At 36.5% G+C, this 18,935-nt stretch carries 14 protein-coding genes; 7 read left to right on the forward strand and 7 right to left on the reverse strand.

The window, feature by feature from the left end:
* Positions 1-279: 279 nt before the first annotated feature.
* A complete protein-coding gene (locus tag H7K77_RS17875; RefSeq protein WP_186579842.1) occupies positions 280-1,407 on the reverse strand; it encodes a GntR family transcriptional regulator in 1,128 nt (375 codons plus the stop codon).
* A gap of 340 nt (positions 1,408-1,747) precedes the next feature.
* On the opposite strand from H7K77_RS17875, the gene H7K77_RS17880 reads away from it, so the two are divergent.
* Positions 1,748-3,427: an alpha/beta hydrolase gene (locus H7K77_RS17880; RefSeq protein ID WP_186579844.1), complete on the forward strand. Its 1,680-nt coding sequence runs from the start codon at positions 1,748-1,750 to the stop codon at positions 3,425-3,427.
* Positions 3,428-3,668: 241 nt separating this feature from the next.
* Here H7K77_RS17880 and H7K77_RS17885 read toward each other — a convergent pair whose 3' ends face one another.
* Positions 3,669-4,100: a small multi-drug export protein gene (locus H7K77_RS17885; protein WP_235989002.1), complete on the reverse strand. Its 432-nt coding sequence runs from the start codon at positions 4,098-4,100 to the stop codon at positions 3,669-3,671.
* Between the two features lie 129 nt (positions 4,101-4,229).
* On the opposite strand from H7K77_RS17885, the gene H7K77_RS17890 reads away from it, so the two are divergent.
* The gene (locus H7K77_RS17890) at positions 4,230-4,826 is read left to right on the forward strand and encodes a TetR/AcrR family transcriptional regulator (protein WP_186579847.1); all 597 of its coding nucleotides are present in this window, start codon (positions 4,230-4,232) and stop codon (positions 4,824-4,826) included.
* Positions 4,827-4,951: 125 nt separating this feature from the next.
* Here H7K77_RS17890 and H7K77_RS17895 read toward each other — a convergent pair whose 3' ends face one another.
* Both H7K77_RS17895 and H7K77_RS17900 read right to left on the reverse strand, forming a co-directional pair.
* On the reverse strand, positions 4,952-5,467 hold the full coding sequence (locus H7K77_RS17895; protein WP_186579849.1) for a DoxX family protein: 516 nt from the start codon (positions 5,465-5,467) through the stop codon (positions 4,952-4,954).
* A 422-nt stretch (positions 5,468-5,889) separates the two neighbouring features.
* The gene (locus H7K77_RS17900; protein WP_186579851.1) at positions 5,890-10,452 is read right to left on the reverse strand and encodes an immune inhibitor A domain-containing protein; all 4,563 of its coding nucleotides are present in this window, start codon (positions 10,450-10,452) and stop codon (positions 5,890-5,892) included.
* A gap of 357 nt (positions 10,453-10,809) precedes the next feature.
* On the opposite strand from H7K77_RS17900, the gene H7K77_RS17905 reads away from it, so the two are divergent.
* Both H7K77_RS17905 and H7K77_RS17910 read left to right on the forward strand, forming a co-directional pair.
* A complete protein-coding gene (locus H7K77_RS17905; protein ID WP_186579853.1) occupies positions 10,810-11,535 on the forward strand; it encodes a BsuPI-related putative proteinase inhibitor in 726 nt (241 codons plus the stop codon).
* A 372-nt stretch (positions 11,536-11,907) separates the two neighbouring features.
* Positions 11,908-12,639 (forward strand): HI0074 family nucleotidyltransferase substrate-binding subunit, encoded by a 732-nt coding sequence (locus H7K77_RS17910; protein WP_186579855.1) that lies wholly within the window; start codon positions 11,908-11,910, stop codon positions 12,637-12,639.
* Between the two features lie 120 nt (positions 12,640-12,759).
* Here the strand turns inward: H7K77_RS17910 and H7K77_RS17915 are convergent, their stop codons facing one another.
* The 3 genes from H7K77_RS17915 to H7K77_RS17925 all read right to left on the reverse strand — a co-directional run bounded on the left by H7K77_RS17915 (position 12,760) and on the right by H7K77_RS17925 (position 17,383).
* The gene (locus H7K77_RS17915) at positions 12,760-13,227 is read right to left on the reverse strand and encodes an RDD family protein (protein WP_186579857.1); all 468 of its coding nucleotides are present in this window, start codon (positions 13,225-13,227) and stop codon (positions 12,760-12,762) included.
* 12 nt (positions 13,228-13,239) lie between these two features.
* The gene (sppA, locus tag H7K77_RS17920) at positions 13,240-14,241 is read right to left on the reverse strand and encodes a signal peptide peptidase SppA (protein ID WP_186579859.1); all 1,002 of its coding nucleotides are present in this window, start codon (positions 14,239-14,241) and stop codon (positions 13,240-13,242) included.
* A 433-nt stretch (positions 14,242-14,674) separates the two neighbouring features.
* The gene (locus H7K77_RS17925; RefSeq protein WP_186579861.1) at positions 14,675-17,383 is read right to left on the reverse strand and encodes a S8 family serine peptidase; all 2,709 of its coding nucleotides are present in this window, start codon (positions 17,381-17,383) and stop codon (positions 14,675-14,677) included.
* Positions 17,384-17,872: 489 nt separating this feature from the next.
* Here H7K77_RS17925 and H7K77_RS17930 point away from each other — a divergent pair, with 489 nt between their 5' ends.
* The 3 genes from H7K77_RS17930 to H7K77_RS17935 are packed head-to-tail and all read left to right on the forward strand — an operon-like array spanning position 17,873 to position 18,884.
* Positions 17,873-18,106 (forward strand): hypothetical protein, encoded by a 234-nt coding sequence (locus tag H7K77_RS17930; protein WP_186579863.1) that lies wholly within the window; start codon positions 17,873-17,875, stop codon positions 18,104-18,106.
* Between the two features lie 37 nt (positions 18,107-18,143).
* The gene (locus H7K77_RS21090) at positions 18,144-18,593 is read left to right on the forward strand and encodes a hypothetical protein (protein ID WP_222599440.1); all 450 of its coding nucleotides are present in this window, start codon (positions 18,144-18,146) and stop codon (positions 18,591-18,593) included.
* Between the two features lie 30 nt (positions 18,594-18,623).
* Positions 18,624-18,884 (forward strand): hypothetical protein, encoded by a 261-nt coding sequence (locus H7K77_RS17935; protein WP_186579865.1) that lies wholly within the window; start codon positions 18,624-18,626, stop codon positions 18,882-18,884.
* Positions 18,885-18,935: the final 51 nt, after the last annotated feature.

An 18,935-nucleotide genomic window follows, 5' to 3' on the forward strand; every position in this document is an offset into this window, starting at 1 on the left:
CCATTTATGTAAGAAACATGTCAATGAATTTAATGGGGAAAAAATAATCTTATACGTATATGTAAAATATTGTGAAACTAAAAACATTCTAACTCGCTTAGATCAACCTTCTACTCTTATTGTGATAGTCCGTACAGGGGCGATATAGAAAATTGCAATAATGTTCCTTTCATCAGTATTTTCAAAAAAATAATACGAACTCACACTTAACTTTATGCAAAGGCGCAACTGCATATACGTATAATTTACTTATAATTTATGTTTACATAATCAACATAGTTAAGAAATAACCTCTATTTCTTTATTATCTGTAAGCCTTCTTGTTGAGTTTCGTTCAATTAATTCTACATCGTACAGGATAGATTCAATCTCTTTATTATGTAAGCCATTCTGCTTATCTATTAAACTAATAATCAACCTAGCAGCATCTGTTCCCATAATGCTCTTCGGGTGTTTAATTGATGTAATCTTTACTTCAGATATTTCGGTAAGAATAGAATCATCGAACCCTACAACTGATAGATCTTCCGGAATTTCAACCCCCATATTTCTGAATAAGTCAAGACACAACACTATCAGTTGATCATTATAACCAGCAACAGCGGTAGGGGGAGCTTCTTCATTAAATAATCGTTCTAAACTTTGGTAGGCCTCATCAAATTCATCCGTATTAAACGTTATAATATTTTTTGGGTTGATTGGTACTTGATACGCTCTATGTGCTTTAATATAACCTTTTAATCTTTTTTTACCTTGAGCATCATCCGTTTTGTACAGTCCGACTATTTCCTTATGACCTAATTTTAAAAGGTGTTCTACTTGCTTATAACCACCCTGCACATCGTCTACTTCTATACTGATTGGTTCTAACTCTTCATATGTAGCATTTAGCATTAAATAAGGAATCTTTAATTTTGCTAAAGTAAGGTAATAAATTATATTAGGATTTGCGTAACCACTTCTTGTGGGTTCGACAAGTACACCTTGGTAATTTCCAGTTATGATAGTTTCTAGGATTCTTTTTTCTTGTTCATGGTTATTGTTCGTATTAAATATACTTACATGATAACCCTTTTCACTTAAATAGGATTCTGCACCACGGATTAAGCTGGGGAAAATATATTCTGAAATGTAGGTAGTGATGATGGCAATGCTTTTATGTGGTGGTCTTAGAAGTTGTTTATTTTGCTGTGCATCTCTATCAGCACAAAATGTTCCTGAACCTTGTTCTCGGTATAACCATCCCTCACTTACTAATTCTCCTATTGCAAGCCTAACAGTATGGCGAGTTACTCCAAATTGATCCATCATTTCACTTTCTGAGCTTATTTTCTGATGAGGTACAATTGCCCCTTCTAAAATTTTAGACTTGATCGCATGTTTAATAATCTTATATTTTGTTTTCACATAAACACCTCTTTGCTATAAACGTCTATACAAAAAAATAGCGGTTTCGATTATTTATCCTTATGGTAACTTTTTTAATTTATTGATAACTATTCCATTATGGTTTAAGTTGTACGTACTATTATAATGAAGGGTGGTGTGTTTTACAATTTTTAATAGATCCTTCCAAAGTAATGGTTGATACAATCTCCAGAATATAGTCGGAATAGATGGAGGAATGTTTTAGAAAGGGAATATTTAGATCTAAGCCATTGACAGGTGTCAGATACTTTCCGATTGTTGTAAGGCTTAATTAAGAATATAATAGAATAATACTTTACATAAAAAGAGGGGAAATGAAATGCCTTTATTAGATTCTTTAGATCCTTCATTATCAAGTTTAGAAAAGAAACCTGAACGTAATTTCGTACGTATAATCTCATCCACAATGATAGTACTAAATATCCTTTCCATTATATCTAGTATTCTATTTTTATTCGACTTACAAATGGCAAGCTTCCTGAATGTGTTTGGGGTGGTACTGCTTCTAACCTTTATAGGAAATATCGTAGTTGCTGCATTACCTAGTAACAAGCAGACCTTGGATCAAGGGTATCTATTGTTTGCGATTTTGGCTATGTTTTTGTTGCCGGTTATAAATACGGTTGCCTCAAACAATCCTTTTAACCAAGATTCTACTAGCTGGTTATCAAGTACAATCCTTTTTTTGTTGCTTGGATTTGGAACGGTTGTGGCTTGGACGAAACGAACCGGGTCTAATTCTGTGTTTGTAGGGTCGCCTAGCTTGGAAAAACAATCGAGGAAAGCAGTAATAGGATTGGTTTTATTGGGATTATGTCTGTTGATTGGTCTGTTTTCAGCTTATCAACTCTTAGTAGGAAAGACGGGTGGAGCAATTGAAATGTTCTTCCCGGGCTATGCGTTATTCTTTAGCATTAGTACACTAGCAATCACTGCTTTATTAATAAAAAGAAAGCGGACAAAGGTTAGAGTCTCACTAGCTATTGTAGGAATAGTGATAGCTTTAGTATTTAGTGGCCCGGTTGTTGCCACGTTGTTTGCTTTAAATGAAGCAGAGCATGAATTCACGGAGGTGTTTGGCAAGAATTGGGGAGAGAGTATTCCGGACGATGCAAGTTCTTACTTTTTAAACACACCTTTTTCACTGCCGAATTATTTCTTTGGAACAGGAACAGAGGATTTTACTTTTAAGGAAGACATTCTGTTTTATGAAGGGAAGGAAGGTGTAGATAAGAATATTAAGCTATACTTTGATGCCTATCTACCACCTGGAAATGGCGAGGCTCTCCCGGGTAATCGATCCGTGTTAATTCGAATACATGGTGGTGGTTGGACCATTGGGGATAAAGGGGCAGGGAACAATGCAGAGGTAAATAAGTATTTTGCTAGCCAGGGCTATGTTGTTTTTGATGTCCAGTACGGGTTAAGTAGTGAGGAGAAGTTTGTCGACTTCGCACCAGTGCCTGAAAATATTGTTGCGGACTTTACGATTGACGATATGGTCCGACATATTGGGATTTTTACCGATTACTTGGTTAAAAATAATAATGAGTTTAAAGGGGATTTGGATACAGTATTTGTATCAGGAGCGTCAGCTGGAGGGCAGCTCGCTAATGCAGTGGGTCTTGGATTAGCCAGTGGTCAGTATACAGACATGTTGAATCCGGCGTTAAAGGTTAAGGGGATTATCCCAATATATCCGGCAAATGGATTGGCGAGACATGTTGGTATTGATGGTTCAGACGAACTAGTCGATCCTGCGTTACTGGTGACGGAGGATAGTCCTCCTGCGCTAATCTTTCAGGGTACGAAGGATGGTGTAGTGGATCCTTCCATTGCAAAAGAGTTCGATAAAATGTATCGTAGCCAAAATAATGATGGTTCAGCTTTAATTATGATGCCATTCGCGGGTCACAATGGTGACTTTTATTTCTCCAGCTATTATAATCAAGTTTTTATGTATTATATGGAACGGTTTATGTATTTGAATCAGAGATAAGAGGTAGGTGGGACGCTGTCGAAAGAGAATAATTTCGGCATACAAGGATTCACCACAAGTAGCGAGATTGCAATGCTAGTTGCAGATGACGACTTGGATCGAGAATAACCTATAAGGGGCTAGAAGCCTAATGTGAGAAAATAAGTGAGAATGCCTTCGGAATGAAGGCACTCTCACTTATCCATTTAATTGCTTACTTTAAATGAATAGAAATAACCAGCTTTTGAGGGGCGCTGATCCCCTATAAATTCACCAACGATGAAACAAGTCCCTCTGCCACTACAGATAATGTTGCCATTACGATTGCAACCGAACTAACTCCTAAATTTGTCCAAATAAATACCTGTCTTTTTGAGACACCGAGAGTCGATATCGTACCAGCCCCAACCTGACTACTAATCAAAATAGATGATAGAAAACATACGCCGGTCGCTCCAAAACGATCGAAAGTTTTCTTTACTCGTGTGTTCATTTTCTTTGGTGGTTTATTTTGCTTTCGAAATTTATGATATATTGTGTTAAAGAGTTTATTCATTTCACCTCCGAACAACACGATAATAAGGACACTCGTTGCATTGCCAAGAATGGCTATGATTAACGCTACGATAGGCGGGAAGTTGAAAACAATGATAGCCGTCGGAACCGTGATAAATACTTCAAGAAATGGAACCATACTCACAAAAAATACAAACAGACATTGAAGGAAGAGATCCATATACATACCTGCCTTTCTTTAATTAAGTCAACTGACCTAAAAACATTATAATACAACTGACTTAAAAACTCAAAGGAGTTCGTGACTATGCCAAAGAAAATAGATCATGCAGAAAGAAAAGATCACATTGTAGAAGCGATGTTTCGTATTATTCATCAATCAGGTTTCGAAAAAGCTACATTACGCGAAATTGCTAAAGAAGCGGGATTATCCTTGGGCTCGGTTCAATATTTTTTTCCGAAGCAAAAAGACATTTATATGTTTGCGATGGACGTTATCTATCAAAGATTTGAAGAAAGAATTCAGAAGGTTATCCAGGTAGATCAAGGGGTTTTTGAAAACGCCGTTCGTCTGATTAAGCAGATTGTTCAAGCAAGTACAGAAGAAGAGAGATTGGAAAATGATATATGGATGAAATTTTCCATAATGGCAACGATGAATCCGGAATACAGTGAGACAAAGGACAAATCTCGAGAGGTAAACCGTAATTTTGCTGAGGATGTATTAAGGACGCTTTATGAAAATGGTTTTTTGAAAGAACCGATAAATATAGAGGACAGTGCAAATTCATTAACTATATTCATCCATGGCTTAGTATTTGAATCTGTCATTTATGGAGACTTGCGCAACGATGAGGGTATTGAAAAAGAAATTAGGAATTATTTGCGGAGAATTTGTAATTAATATACCTGAAACTTCCATCGGTGCCTGTCACCACCCGGAATTTGTCAAACTTTGTCGTTGTGATTTAAATAACCCGGTAGACGCTTTTGTTAAGTTTAAGCGTCTACCGGGTTCTCTTATCTTTGTTATGCTTCTACAGGTTTAGTTATTTCTTCTTTGTTAAATTTTCTAGTAATAAAACCTTTAAGGTAAGGCATTGCATATCTGTCTAGCCCGAATCTTCCAGCATTTGCTCCTGCTATAAGTACGAATGTAGCAAGTAAGATCATTTGACCGTTCGTGCTAACTGTACCACTGAATAAGAAGCTAAAGTTCATTACCATTCCCATTAACGTAGCAAAGTTTGTGAATAAGCCGAGAATTAAAGCAATACCTACTAGAACCTCTCCCCACATGACTAGGAAAGTAAATAAACCAGCGTTTGGTAATGCCACATGTTCTAAGAATGTTGCCCACCAACCTTGAACGGCAGGATGATCGCCACCAGCTTGTGCAATTGCACCTTGTAAAAATCCACTAGCATCGAAGCCACCACCTGTAACCTTTCCATATCCAGCATGTAAAAATTGATAACCTAAATATATTCGAAGGACTGCCAATACGCCACTAACCACTTTGTTGTTTCTTAATAATTCTAACATGTTCATACACTCCTTATAATTTTTATAATGTTCATAATTTCACAAATAGTGATGCAAGATATCTTGTTTTCTTTCTATGTTTAGATAATAACATGTTTAAAATGTATGTAAAATACATTTGTTCAGTAATTCACATAATCGCAACAGAACTGTGAACAAAATGTGAAATTGCATTTAGTTTATTGACATTGGGTACTAGTTATTAATTAGGTACTAAAGTTAAGGTATAAGATTTGTTAAAAAATAAAGAGAGCTAGTTATAGGAACTAATAATAGGAGGGGAGACCCCTGTCGAAAGACATAATGGCTATTTTGTGTACTTGGGGAGGGTGTTATCTACTAATTTTCTATCTTCTATTCTATTCTTAAAACAAAACCCACACAGTGATTATTAACTGTGTGGGTTTGTATTTTTAAATTTTTTATTCTGTCATACCTTTTCTTCTTCTTTGAAGAACAATAAGTACAACACCTGCAACTAGAACAATAAGACCGGTGAATAACCAGTTGTATGTGTTTGTTGCAGTTTCAGGAAGAGCTTCATCATCCGGTGCAGTTTCAACATCAGAGTCTGTTTTTGTTTTATTAGATCCTGAGGTGTTTTCAGAACCAGTTGACTTGTCAGGTCCTGTTGTTTCATCAGAATCTTTGCCTTTGTCTGAACCTTTTTGATCAGATCCAGATGTAACAGCATTAACGGTGACAATACGTTTTACTGTAGTTACGTTGCCAGATGCATCAGATACAGTGTAAGTTAGAGTGTACTCTCCAACAGTAGTTGTATCGACTTTACCTGAAACTGTTACAGCGTCAGTAAGGTTACCATCAGCGTTATCTGTTGCAGTGAATCCTGGTTCTACATAATCAGTACCTTGATCAACCGCAACTGTGCCTTCACCTTCAAGATCAAGTGCTGGTGCAGCTGTATCAATTACTGTTACTTTACGTGTTGCCGTTGCTTCATTACCAGATGCGTCTGCTACAGTGTAAGTTACAGTGTACTCACCAACTGCGAAACGAAGATCAGTTGATTTCACAACATAGTCAGAGATGTTTCCATCAACGCTATCAGTTGCAACGAACCCTGGATCAACATACGCATCTCCAAGCTCAAGTTCTACTGGGCTTTCGCCTAGGATCTCGATTACTGGAGCAGTAGTATCTACTACAGATACTGTACGAGTTGCAACTGCTTCGTTACCTGCAGCGTCAACTACTGTATATGTTAATACATAATTTCCAACTTTATTGACATCAACATTTCCAGATACTTTTACAGTTTCTGTTACATCGCCATCAACGATATCAGTTGCAGTGAATCCTGGTTCTACATATTCTGTAGCGCCTTCTACAACTACCGTAGTTTCACCAGTTAATGTTAGTGCTGGAGCAGTAGTATCTACTACAGATACTGTGCGAGTTACAGAGAATTCATTGTTACTAGAGTCAGTAACAGTATAAGTTAATGTGTACTCTCCTGGTGTAGTAGAATCTACTTCACCTGTTACAACTACTGATTCAGTTAAGTCACCATCTACGTTATCTGTTGCGGTAAAACCTGGTTCTACAAATTCACTACTAGCTTCCACTTCAACTGTGTTTCCATTCGTCAATTCAATGTAAGGTACAGTTTCATCTACAACATGAACACGACGTTCTACTACAGACTCGTTACCAAGTGCATCAGAAACAGTGTATGTTAATACATATTCACCAGTTGTGTTGGTATCTACTTCACCAGTAACAACTACTTGATCAGCAACATCACCATCAACACCATCAACTGCAGTGAATCCAGGTTCTACATATTCCGTAAATACTGGAACAATCGTTGGATTCTCCCCAGCTAATTCGATTACTGGACCAACACCATCTACAGTAAAGGAGTTAGATGTCCAAGCAATTGCGTTCCCTAAAGTATCCTCACCACGAACGTGTAGGTAGTAATTACCTTGTACACCATTAAGGGTTAATGTATCACCATTGTTAAATGGTTTCCATGCGTCAAGCTCCGTTACACTACGCTTCATACCTTTAGCAGGTGCAGCTTGTGTAACTAATTCTTGAGAAGTTGACCACATATACTCTAGCGTACCTTCTTTTGCATCATCAATTGTTACTTGAACTGCAGGGTCTTTAACGATTTCTACTGATCCATTGTTATCCACTTCTGGAGTTGGAGCATCGTTATCTACACGAAATACATCAGTGCTTGTTGCAAGCGTTGATCCGTTAGCTGCAATAGCTACTTCTACAGTATAGTTACCAGATGGTAAGTCTTCTGGAAGGGTTAATTGAACAGCAATTTCTTTCTCTGTTTTATCAGATCTATATGTTTGTACATCAGATAGTCCTTCTACTGCTACACCATCGCTATTAATAACATTAGTTGTTACAGTTACTTCTTGATCAAGTGCTTCATCGTCACTTGTCACAGTAAGGTCGATTGTGTTCGTTCCTTCATTACTAGAATAAATGTCTTGTAAACCAGTAAATGAAACATTTGGTTGGTGATCGTCAAAAGAAAGTTTGATTTGACCAACACTCATGTCATCTGCTTGGTCTACTACCTCAACAGAAAGACCATATTTAGGAACGTTACGCCCTGCATAGACTAATTCTGGGTTAGAATAATCGTTATAGTCGTTAAAGGTTGGTACTGCTGGTTGCGCATCTAATACCATGTTTGCACCATCAGTAGCTGTAAAGTTAAGGTTCAGCTCATCTGTTGGATTTAATGAGAACGCAGCATCTTGAATTTGATATCTTGTACTGAAAATGGCTTCACCACTATCAGACCAAGTGGCTGCTGCTTGGTGTGCATCGACAACTCCTAGGAAACCATCACCCGGGTGATCTCCTACCCAGTTTTCTGTATATTTATTGTCTACATACCAAATTACCATACCTGGATCTAGCGTAAGTACTGTTCCATCACCACGAGTAGTGTTTCCAAGCGCCTTATCTGCAGCTGCCCAGTTTCTCCACTCGATTAAATAGTAATGTTCAGATGATACTGTACCAGTTGATTTAGTAAATCCGGCTTTACTAAATGCAGAAGTATCAGACTCCACATCATCTGCTACGACTACTTCTCCATCAACTAAAATGGCAAGGTCATCAGCGTAAAGGCCTGGTAATACCGCTGCTGCATCAGTCACATAGTTAATTCCTACTTCTATTTTTTGCCCAACGTATTCAGATAAATCAAATGAAGCATTTATCCATCCATTCGAGTTACCAGTAATTCCGTGTCCAAGGTTACTACCATTTGGATTTGTTGTTCTTGTAATAACATTATTATTGCTATCAGTACCAGGAATAGCCACCCAATTCCCTGACTCATCCTTAACTTGAACATAAGCATAATCCCAATCTTCTTCAATGTCATAGTTAGCATTAAAGGAGAATTCTGCTGTTGTTGCATTTGTTAAGTCAACAGTGGTTGTTAGACTGTTATTTAAATCATTTCCACTACCACTGAAATATTCGTATTGACCACTAGTTGGTGTGTTCACAACTGTTTCTTTATTAGGTAATGTAACTTTTACCGCATCAGCATTTGTTCCTTTAACACTTGCTTGGTCTAAGTTAATTGTCTTTGAACCACTTTTTATATCTTCTAGGCTATACTCTACAGCTTTAAACCAGTTTGACCCTGGGTATTTGTTTTGTAAGTATTCCTTGTCATATGGACTAAAACCGGTTGGTTCTGTACCATTGATTTCACCTGCCCAGCTACCAGATGCCATTAATGTCCAATAATCTGTTGGAGCACCAACACCATCTTTTGTATAGTTTGTATCATATTCATCAGGTAAACCTAGGTCATGGCCATACTCGTGTGCGAATACGCCTGTAGCACCGTCTTCTGGTTGTACGGTATAGTCATAAGCAGCAATTCCGCCGCCATCCCAGTAATCAACTGCAGCTTGTCCTTCTGTACCAGGAATAACTGTAGGTTCTGATAAACTCCAGCTGTGAGACCAAATTGCATCAGCACCAACACTTCCGCCACCAGCTTCTTCACCAGTACCAGCATGTACGAGCATTAAGTGATCGATAATACCATCTGGCTCACTGTAGTTACCATCTCCATCTACATCATAAAGATCTTCTTTATCAAATTCAGTTAGGTCGATTTCAGGGTCTTCTGAAGCATACGCTAATGCTTCATTTACTAATTCACGAGGTCTAATATCACTACCATCTGGTGTAGGGTAGTTTCCACCATAGTAAGAAGCAGGATGTTCTGCTGTGTACCAGTCAGAAACAGCACCATCAATGGAATAGCTTCCGCCAGATTGTTGTTCATAATATTCTCTCATAGAAATAAGATCTTGGCCGTCAGGACCTTTGTAAGACTCTTCACCAAAGACCATTTCTTCATAATGTTCTTTTGTATAGTTATCGTATAGAAGAACAGGATCATCTTCTGCAGTAATTTCCCCAGTTGCAAGATCTGGGAATTCTATTAACAGAACTAGAATCTTATCTGTTTGAACGGGTCCATCCCAACCCTCTTCCATAATCTTATCAGGTTCACTAGAACTTGCTTTTGCAAGCTCAGATTCAGATGCTTTTGGAGCAACAGCAGGAACTTGATCTAGTCCAGCCGCCTTTTGGATGTCTGTACGAACTTGTTTTTGATCCATTTGATCACTTGCTAAAGCTTCTGCACCTTTTGCACGCTTTTGCAGGTATTCACCTAGCTTTTTCTCTTGTACTTCTCTTGAAGCATTCGCATCAATAACTCCTTGTTTAATTAAAGATGCTAATACTTTCTCCTTGTTTACCATTCCCAAGTCAAATGGACCACTTACATGTTGTCCAAGAAATGGTAGATTTTCTTCTGTAGAACTTTGTACATTAATAGTAGATTTAGCTTCTACTGTTTGTACATTAGTGAACATTGGTGCGAAGGAACTAAATACCAAACCTGCTGATAGTGCAGAAGTTCCCATAATTTTCTTCCAATTCACCATTTTGTATGCCTCCCCTTCTTTGATAGACAGTACTTCCCTCTCTTACTTGCGCTGTCGATCAAAAGTCATTTTTTACTAACAAATCTATTAATCTCATGAAAATTCAGAATAGTAGATTAGTCGGATAATTTAAAATATACCATATATTAGGTAAATAAAGCACCTTTTTTTTACAAAAACATCAAAATATTCCCACTTTGTTAATATTTACTTAACATTTATGAGTCATTTGGATTCAAAAGTAGTAGATTTTAGTTGGACTAGTAAATTAGTTTGGAGCGTGATATAGTGTTTTAACTAAACATTGTAACTTTTTTACATTTGATTCGACTAATAGAATAAGGAGGGACTTTTCTGATGAAAAAGTTGATTTTACTCTTAATGATAGCCATTCTCTTCATAGTTGGATGTTCATCCAATGAGAAAGTTGAACAAACTAATCCGCAAGAGGCAAGTGTATCTACTAATGAACAAGAATCTGCTGAAGCAACGAGCGAAGATACTAGTAAAGGAGCAGCTGAAGAAGATTCTAAGTGTACTAATAATAACTCCTCACCTCCTACTCAAGTAGTAGAGGAAACTAACCAACCTTTAAATGGGGTGGTGGAAGCCGGGGAGACTAATCAAGCAGATAACGAAACTGAAGTCGAAAATACTAAGGATCAAACAACAACACCTCCTACCGGGACAAAAAACTCAACCCCTCCACGGAATAATGATGGAGGAAACAGAGGAACTAACCTAACAACTAATTTTGAACCTTGCATATCTTTTGAACAAAATGGAGATATTGCAAATTTTGTCTTTCAGGTGAAAAATTCATCAGATTTTATGTTCACTTTTCATTTTGATAGTGGAAAACAATTTCAATATCAAATAAGAGATGAAAATGGAAAAGTCATTCGTGAAAGTGATTCGACATCATCCAGTAAACTTCCGAGCGAATATCCATTAAAGCCCGGTGGTGCAATTAGTCACAAAATTTCAATAAAAGGTTTGAATCCTGGTTCCTATACGGTTACATTTGTACTTAACGCAAAAGAAATACAACCAAAAGCTGGATTGAAATTTAAGGTTAAATAGATAGAAAAGGCGTTGATGAATGTAAAATCATCAACGCCTTTTCTTCTTTTTTGATTTAGGTTCAGACCCGGCCGAAAAATAAAAGGATTTGTCCCTGATAGAAGGATTGTATTTTTTATGTGGGAATGAGCATTGTTTTCTAGATGATGTTTGCATTCCTTATCCTTAATCCCTAGGATGATTTAACATTAAATAATTACATACAACACATTTTAAAAGTATAACCTATTTGCTGTATTTAGAAATATGCAGAAGTTTTGGCGGCTTGTTTCGACAGGGTTAAATGCGCCATGCTATACTTATAGTAAGAATATTTTAGTCGCCAATACATAAAAATAACATCCTTTTGTAACAAGGAGGCTTAGGGTAAATATGGAGAAAAAGACCATATATGGCTTAACGAGTGATACTTTTTACACAATTATAAACACATTTAAAAACTTTTCAAATAGTATTGAAAAGGTCATTTTGTTTGGGTCTAGGGCTAGAGGGGATTATAAGGTTACATCTGATATTGACTTGGCTATCGTTTTTAGAGCCGACAACGAAAAAATATATAAAATTATCGATGATTTATCAGAGGAAAAAATCATACATACATTCGATGTTATCGATTATAACAAAATTAACAATCAAAAATTAAAGAATTATATAAACGATGAAGGAAAAACAATTTTTCTTACAAAACCAAATGGAAAAGTGGTGGACAATATGAACAAAGTGGCAGACAAGTTAACTGATTTAGAAAAGGCTATAAAAAAGCTTCATGAATCACTAGAAAGAGATCCATCTAATGATGATATTGTTGTTGATGCTACCATCCAACGCTTTGAATTTACCTATGAACTCTCTTGGAAAATTATGAAGGCATATTTAGAATATAATGGGCTTCTCGAAGTATCTAGCCCAAGAAGAACTATAAAAGAGGCCTTTAAAGAAAGAATGATAAAAGATGGAGATAACTGGCTTAAAATGCTTGAAGACCGCAATAGAACATCACATACATACGATGAGGCAACTGCATTGGAAATTTACGGAAACATTAAATCCATATATATCAATCTTTTCGTTGACTTATTAATAGATATGAAAAAGAGACTATGATATAGAGTCAGACCCTGCCGAAAGACACTGGTATTCCTACTCTGACAAGTTAATTATACACTCCTTCTTTTCCTAAATTAAAAAACGGGACACGCTTCTAGGAAGCTGTCCCGTTTTTCATTATCTATCGAACACAACACGTGTATTGCCAATCATATCGTGTACACCTTGTTTTTTAGCTGTAAATGCTACAACGACATACAAAAACACCAATATGAAAAATACGCGGTGTATGAATCTTCCTACTACCTCTCTGAATAAAAGGTCACTCCATTGTAACGGCTCTTCATCCTCACGAATAACCTTGATACCAAATATCATTTTTCCTAGTGTTTGATTAAACTTCTTTGTCATGAATAGGAAGTATAGATAAAAAACGATGGAACTAAGCATCCCTGTTAACGTCCAGAATCCCAAATCAAAGTCTACTCCATCATTGATAAATTTAAACGGACTAAGTAGGATGCCGTTTATACTAAAAACAATAATGATGTCAGCTAAATAAGCCCAAAATCGCATCCAGAATCCAACATAGCTTCTATTGGAAGAAGTTGGTTCTGTCACAGTTTCCATATGCTCTTCACTCATTACGACACCCCCTTATTTAGAATATAAATACATAGCACGTGGTGCATTGTTTTCTTGTATCAATTGCTTAATTCCGAGTAGCTCTGTTTCGGAACTCGTTAGACTTTTCATCGTTCCACCAAGAAATTGCCCGAAGCCTAATCCAGGTTCATATTCAATAACCTGTGCATTATCTAAATCCTGTTCTTCTTTCATCATAGCAATGACATCATCTAATGAACCCAGTTCATCAACAAGGCCTACTTTTTTTGCTTGCTCGCCAGTATAAACGCGACCATCGCCTAATTCACGAACGCGTTCTTCAGACAAATCACGCCCTTCGACAATGACTTGAACAAAGTCATTGTACATACTATCAACCATTGATTGCAGTATTTTTCTTTCATCATCTGTCATTTCACGATACGAAGACATGATATCCTTGAATTCACCACTTTTAATGGTGTTAACATCTATACCAAGCTCCGTAGCAAGTTCAGCAAAATTAATGCTTTCCATAATAACACCAATGGAGCCTGTTATGGTAGCTTTATGTGCAACGATTTTATCTGCAGGTGCTGAGATGTAGTATCCACCCGAAGCGGCAGTATTACCCATAGATATATAAATCGGCTTTTCATATTTTTCTTTTATTTCGACAATATGATCGTGTATTTCCGCACTCTCTACAACACCGCCACCAGGTGTGTTGACACGGAGAATAATTCCGTCAACATTACGATCTTCAGCTGCTTTATCTAGCATATCTAAAAAACGTTTATGGTTGTATACGCTAGTATTTAATAATGTACTAGTTGCCGAGTCCTGAATAACACCGTCTAAATGAAGAACGGCTATTTTTTTAGTAGGTGAGCCTTCTTCTATTACCTTTTCTTTAACCCCACTAACCTCTTCTTCTAAATTAAACATTGATTCGAAGTCAGTAGCTGCTAGACTGGTAAAAAACTGAAATAGTGTGGAGATAAAAAATAGCCCAACAGCAATAGATAGTGCGATCCATCGTTTTTGGTTCATATGTATTCGTACAACTCCTTTGTGTATTAGTAGTTAAATGATACAGTATTTGCTAATAATTTTCGAGCGTAAGTAAACGTAAGAGTTCCAATGCTTACATAGACAAAACTATATAAGTAAGAGGTTTGACCATCTTTAATGCTTGGTACGGAAAAGTGATTAATTAGTTAAGTTTCATTAAGCATACTGTACAATAACTCATTTATTGTAACTATTGCTTTCTTATGAGTTCCAGTACCGCAAGAGGGAAGGGGGGAAGCATACCTCCACTAGGACGGAATAAATCAAATTGTTGTGGGGAGAGTCAAGATTATCATACAATATTAATTATTTTTTTATGATCACATACAAAAAAAAGCAGAGGAAAAGTTACCTCTGCTTCTCATGATTAGTTTAAACCCAAACTGGTACTAAGTGAGGGGACTATGTTTCCTTAACGAACTCTAACAGTAAAAATAGCCTTTTTACCATTTGATGTTGTACCAGTTATCTTTGCCGTACCTGATCGAACTGCTTGAACTCTTCCTTTACTGTCTACAGAAGCAATACTGCTATTGGAGGATTTCCAACTCACTGTTTTATTTGTTGTATTGCTAGGGCTAACGGTAGCAGATAGGGTCAATGTCTTTCCTTTACTTAGCGTAGCATACTTTTTATTTAACTTAACTGATTTGGCAGCTACAGGACGATTAACTGTTACTTTTACTTTTATTTCCTTTGCTCCCTTTACGGTTGCGGTGATCGTTGCAGTGCCATTTGATTTACCAGTTACCTTGCCTTTACTATCAACTGTGGCAATTTTGGTATTGGATGATTTCCATTTTACTGTTTTCTCAGTACTATCAGAGGGGGAAACAGTTGCTTTTATAGTAGATGAATTTCCAACAACGACTGATAGAGACGATTTGTTTACCTTTACTGTTTTGTTAGAAACCTTCACGGTGATCTTCTTATAAACTTTTGTGTTGTCCTTCGTAGTCGCTGTTATGGTAGCAGTGCCATTAGTATTCCCTTTGATGATCCCTCTAGAATCAACTGTCGCTACCTTTGTGTTCGAGCTTCTCCATGTAACGGTCTTTACAGTTGCATTTGATGGGGAAACAGTTGCTGTAACCTTGAAAGCTTGTTGCTTTGAAATATTTAAAGTTGATTTAGATAACTTTAAGCTAGTAGGTAATATATTTTTCACTGTTAGTTTGGTACTGTTCTTTACAGAGGTATTTCCCTTAGCAATTGCAGTAACTGTGGTTGTTCCTGCTTTGATTGCCTTTACGTTCCCGTTAGAATCTACGGTTGCAACAGCTGGATTACTACTTATCCAACTAACACCTTTATTATATGCTGTAGAAGGGCTTACAGTTGCTTTTAATTGCGTGGAACGACTTACCAATAAAGAAATAGTTGATTTATTCAATGTGATACTTGTAGGGATCAGTACTTTTTCTTTCAAGTTCATGGTACCTAAATAATTTGCTAGGTAGACCATATCTCCTTTTACAAAGGTATAATCAAATGGTGGATCATTGCTAGAAACACTATAAAAATTCTTTGTCATATAGTTACTATTAAATATTCTGATATCAGCAGTAGAGTCCTTTTCATTTGGACTATCAAATGTAATTGTATAAGTACCTGTTGGTATATCTGTCCCTATTTCGTAGTAACCAGAAGAAAGTTTGCTTACATCTACAGTAGAAACTTTTTCAACTCCAACTGAAGTTAATTCCCTATTCGAGAAAATTTCTATGTTGTCCCCTTCTTTTAGGTTTGCAATAAATTTATCTGAATAATAAAAAGGCTTACTTTCAATATTCACAAATACTATTACTTCATTACCTCTAGTAATCAATAAAGACGCTTCACCATTAGAAACACTAAATCGGGTCAATCCAGGTTGTACCTCTTCCCCAACTGTATAGGTTCCCTGCTTAAAACCCTGATCCATGACAGAGTCAGTTAAAACCGCTTGTTCTGCACCAGAATTATAAGAAATAAATCCATGTCCATAGAACGGATCAAGTCCGTATGTCCCTAAGTCCGTTGTGTACTTACTAAGCAAGGATTTTAACTGACTATTCGTTAGAAATGGATATTTTTGTTTTAATAGAGCAAGCATTCCAGTAACATGCGGAGTCGCTTGGGAAGTGCCACTTTGGTAGGCATAGTTCTCGCCAGTAAAGGTACTTAATATAGTTTCTCCTGGAGCTGAAAAATCAACTTCTTTGCCGGTAGAAGAAAAGCTACTTAAGCTTAGAGATTGATTGACGGACGATATTGCATTAACGTTGGCAAATTTAGCAGGGTAATTTACCGAGTTTTCTAACCCGTCATTTCCACTTGCTGCAACAATCACTATTCCTTTGTTGTACGCATTATTTATCATTTGCTCGAACAGCTGGCTATATCCAGAAGTACCAAAGCTAAGGTTAACGATATCCATATTATTTGTTATCGCCCAATCTAAGCCTTCTAATATATCTTGAAGGCTTCCAATTCCTTGACTATCTAATACCTTCACCGCATATAAGCTTACATCCGGGGAAACTCCTACAATATCAAATCCGTTAATACGTCGGATGTTAGGTTGTGCAGCAATAATTCCAGAAACATGAGTCCCATGTCCATGGTCATCATGCCACATAGTAGTGTTATCTACTGTGGATACTCCACCTGATATGTTTAATTCACTGTGGTTTGCGATTCCTGTATCCAGTACAGCAACCTTTATCCCTTTACCGGTGAAGCCCTCATTCCAAAGAGCTCGTACATTTGTAGCATTAATGTTCCATGGAGTTGTACCTGTTGAGTAATCAGCTAGGGTGTTTAACACTTTTGTAGTATTCGTATCTGTAATACTAAAAGGTAGACTTTCCTCTATATAAGCTATATCTTTATTTGCTTCTAGTTCAGTTAGCTCCTCCTCCGTGGTCACTACTGAAACAGCAGGAACAGATTTAAACTGATATTCAACACGAATACTATCCTCTACTGTTGCTTCTTTTCCATCTTGATTTTTATAAACTACAATTACTTCCTTTTCTTCATTTGGCAATTCATCAGCAAATACAGTTGAAATACTGTAATATAAAGGAAAAATTAGAAGCAGAAGGAAAAAGGTGAAAAATTGTCCAATATATTTCATTATCAATCAACTCCATTTTTCGCAAAGAGCTTAGTAGATAACATCAATACTAATAATCTTTTGTATTTTCTAATATTATATAACTTTCTAGAGATAATGCTAGATTAATTTAAAAATATTGTCATAAATTGTCGGATTTCAACAGGTTATTGAATAATCATATCCCATCTAAGATAAAAGTCATAATTAATCAGGACTGAGAAAGTACTGATGCATTTTTAAAATCTGGAATAATAGAGTTAGAAGGCAGCTGTAGCTTCCTTAATAGTCCCACCTGTTGGAACAGGGGGGAAGGCTTTGCACCTAATTTCCTAATTCACATCCCACTATCAGGATTAAACAGAGTATAGTGGAACATACAAAAGAGTTTGCAAATAATTTAGTAGATGATCAAGGTAAAACGATTAGTAATGTGGCCGATCAGTTAGTGATTGTGTAAGCGGAATCGGTAAAAAGCTTGATTCTGTATTTTGGTAGGAGGAGAGAAATTTGAGAAAGAATCAAGAGAGTAATTTGTATCAATTAAAAGCGGTTGCATTTGGAAGAATGAACCCGAAGAATGTGGTAGGTTTTTTCTGGGGAACAACAATATTTAGTTTTATTATAGTTGCATTTACTTATAATTCCATCGGAGCAGAGTATGCCCACCCATCATGGTCGAAAATAGCGGCTATCAATCTATTAGTTTTTTTTTGGACAAATTTTATTCGCTTTATTGTTTAGTATTAAAGGGATTAGATATAAGTTTCAAAATATACAAATGATAGTGATAAGTTTATTACTTATCAAACTATCTATTGAATTTTACTTAGTTTACTTTGTGCTATGCTTTGATCAAAACGTACCTATAATGGTAACTATTGGAATGGTCAGTCTAATGGTTGGTTTCATGTATTTAATTATATCTACTGTAAGAGGTGTTACCCGTTTCAAGCACGGTGAGTTTAAAGAAGGTAGATCCGGACTCTATAACTTTAAACAATCAAAGGGATTCGTGAGTATACCTATCATATTTGGTGTCACGATACTTGGAGGCGTGATAGCAAGAGGGGTGTCGAATATGTCGGAAGTTCCTAATATAGTAGAATTGATTATCCCTTTGGTAATATCGTTCTTTTTACAATGTGGGATAGCCATGATTATACCAGAATTCTTTCTAATAACTTATTGCAAATTTAGGTATCAGTCATTTAATGTCGTCCCCAAATAGTAACATAGAAGATAGGAGGAAGTAACTCATATGAAAGTTAAACGTAGTCCGCTTCAGTTTAATCATGTAATAAGTACTAGAGTAAAGTGTAAAACGGATGAATGGCATCTTTTAGCCAAAGATTTAAGGAATGCAGTTATAAGAAATGGACTTTATGGTACAGGACCAGTTTTTTACCAAGTTACTGATTTTGATAAAGAAACCCAACTTGCAGACTATACTTTTTATTTACCTGTCAATCAATCTAAGAGAGGAAAACAAAGAATGAATTTCTTGACGTTTAAGAGGTGAAAAGACCGTTTCCATCCCCTCAATTAAACTACCTACTTCAAAAAGTTAGAA

The sequence above is a fragment of the Aquibacillus kalidii genome, assembly GCF_014280935.1.
In the GTDB taxonomy this organism is placed as follows: Bacteria; Bacillota; Bacilli; order Bacillales; family Amphibacillaceae; genus Aquibacillus_D; species Aquibacillus_D kalidii.

Coding starts and splice junctions, on each gene's coding strand:
- H7K77_RS17900 (WP_186579851.1), bottom strand. CDS start 10,452: ATGGTGAATTGGAAGAAAATTATGGGAACTTCTGCACTATCAGCAGGT.
- sppA (WP_186579859.1), bottom strand. CDS start 14,241: ATGAACCAAAAACGATGGATCGCACTATCTATTGCTGTTGGGCTATTT.
- H7K77_RS17910 (WP_186579855.1), top strand. CDS start 11,908: ATGGAGAAAAAGACCATATATGGCTTAACGAGTGATACTTTTTACACA.
- H7K77_RS17915 (WP_186579857.1), bottom strand. CDS start 13,227: ATGAGTGAAGAGCATATGGAAACTGTGACAGAACCAACTTCTTCCAAT.
- H7K77_RS17935 (WP_186579865.1), top strand. CDS start 18,624: ATGAAAGTTAAACGTAGTCCGCTTCAGTTTAATCATGTAATAAGTACT.
- H7K77_RS17885 (WP_235989002.1), bottom strand. CDS start 4,100: ATGGTTCCATTTCTTGAAGTATTTATCACGGTTCCGACGGCTATCATT.
- H7K77_RS17905 (WP_186579853.1), top strand. CDS start 10,810: ATGAAAAAGTTGATTTTACTCTTAATGATAGCCATTCTCTTCATAGTT.
- H7K77_RS17890 (WP_186579847.1), top strand. CDS start 4,230: ATGCCAAAGAAAATAGATCATGCAGAAAGAAAAGATCACATTGTAGAA.
- H7K77_RS21090 (WP_222599440.1), top strand. CDS start 18,144: ATGATAGTGATAAGTTTATTACTTATCAAACTATCTATTGAATTTTAC.
- H7K77_RS17880 (WP_186579844.1), top strand. CDS start 1,748: ATGCCTTTATTAGATTCTTTAGATCCTTCATTATCAAGTTTAGAAAAG.
- H7K77_RS17895 (WP_186579849.1), bottom strand. CDS start 5,467: ATGTTAGAATTATTAAGAAACAACAAAGTGGTTAGTGGCGTATTGGCA.
- H7K77_RS17925 (WP_186579861.1), bottom strand. CDS start 17,383: ATGAAATATATTGGACAATTTTTCACCTTTTTCCTTCTGCTTCTAATT.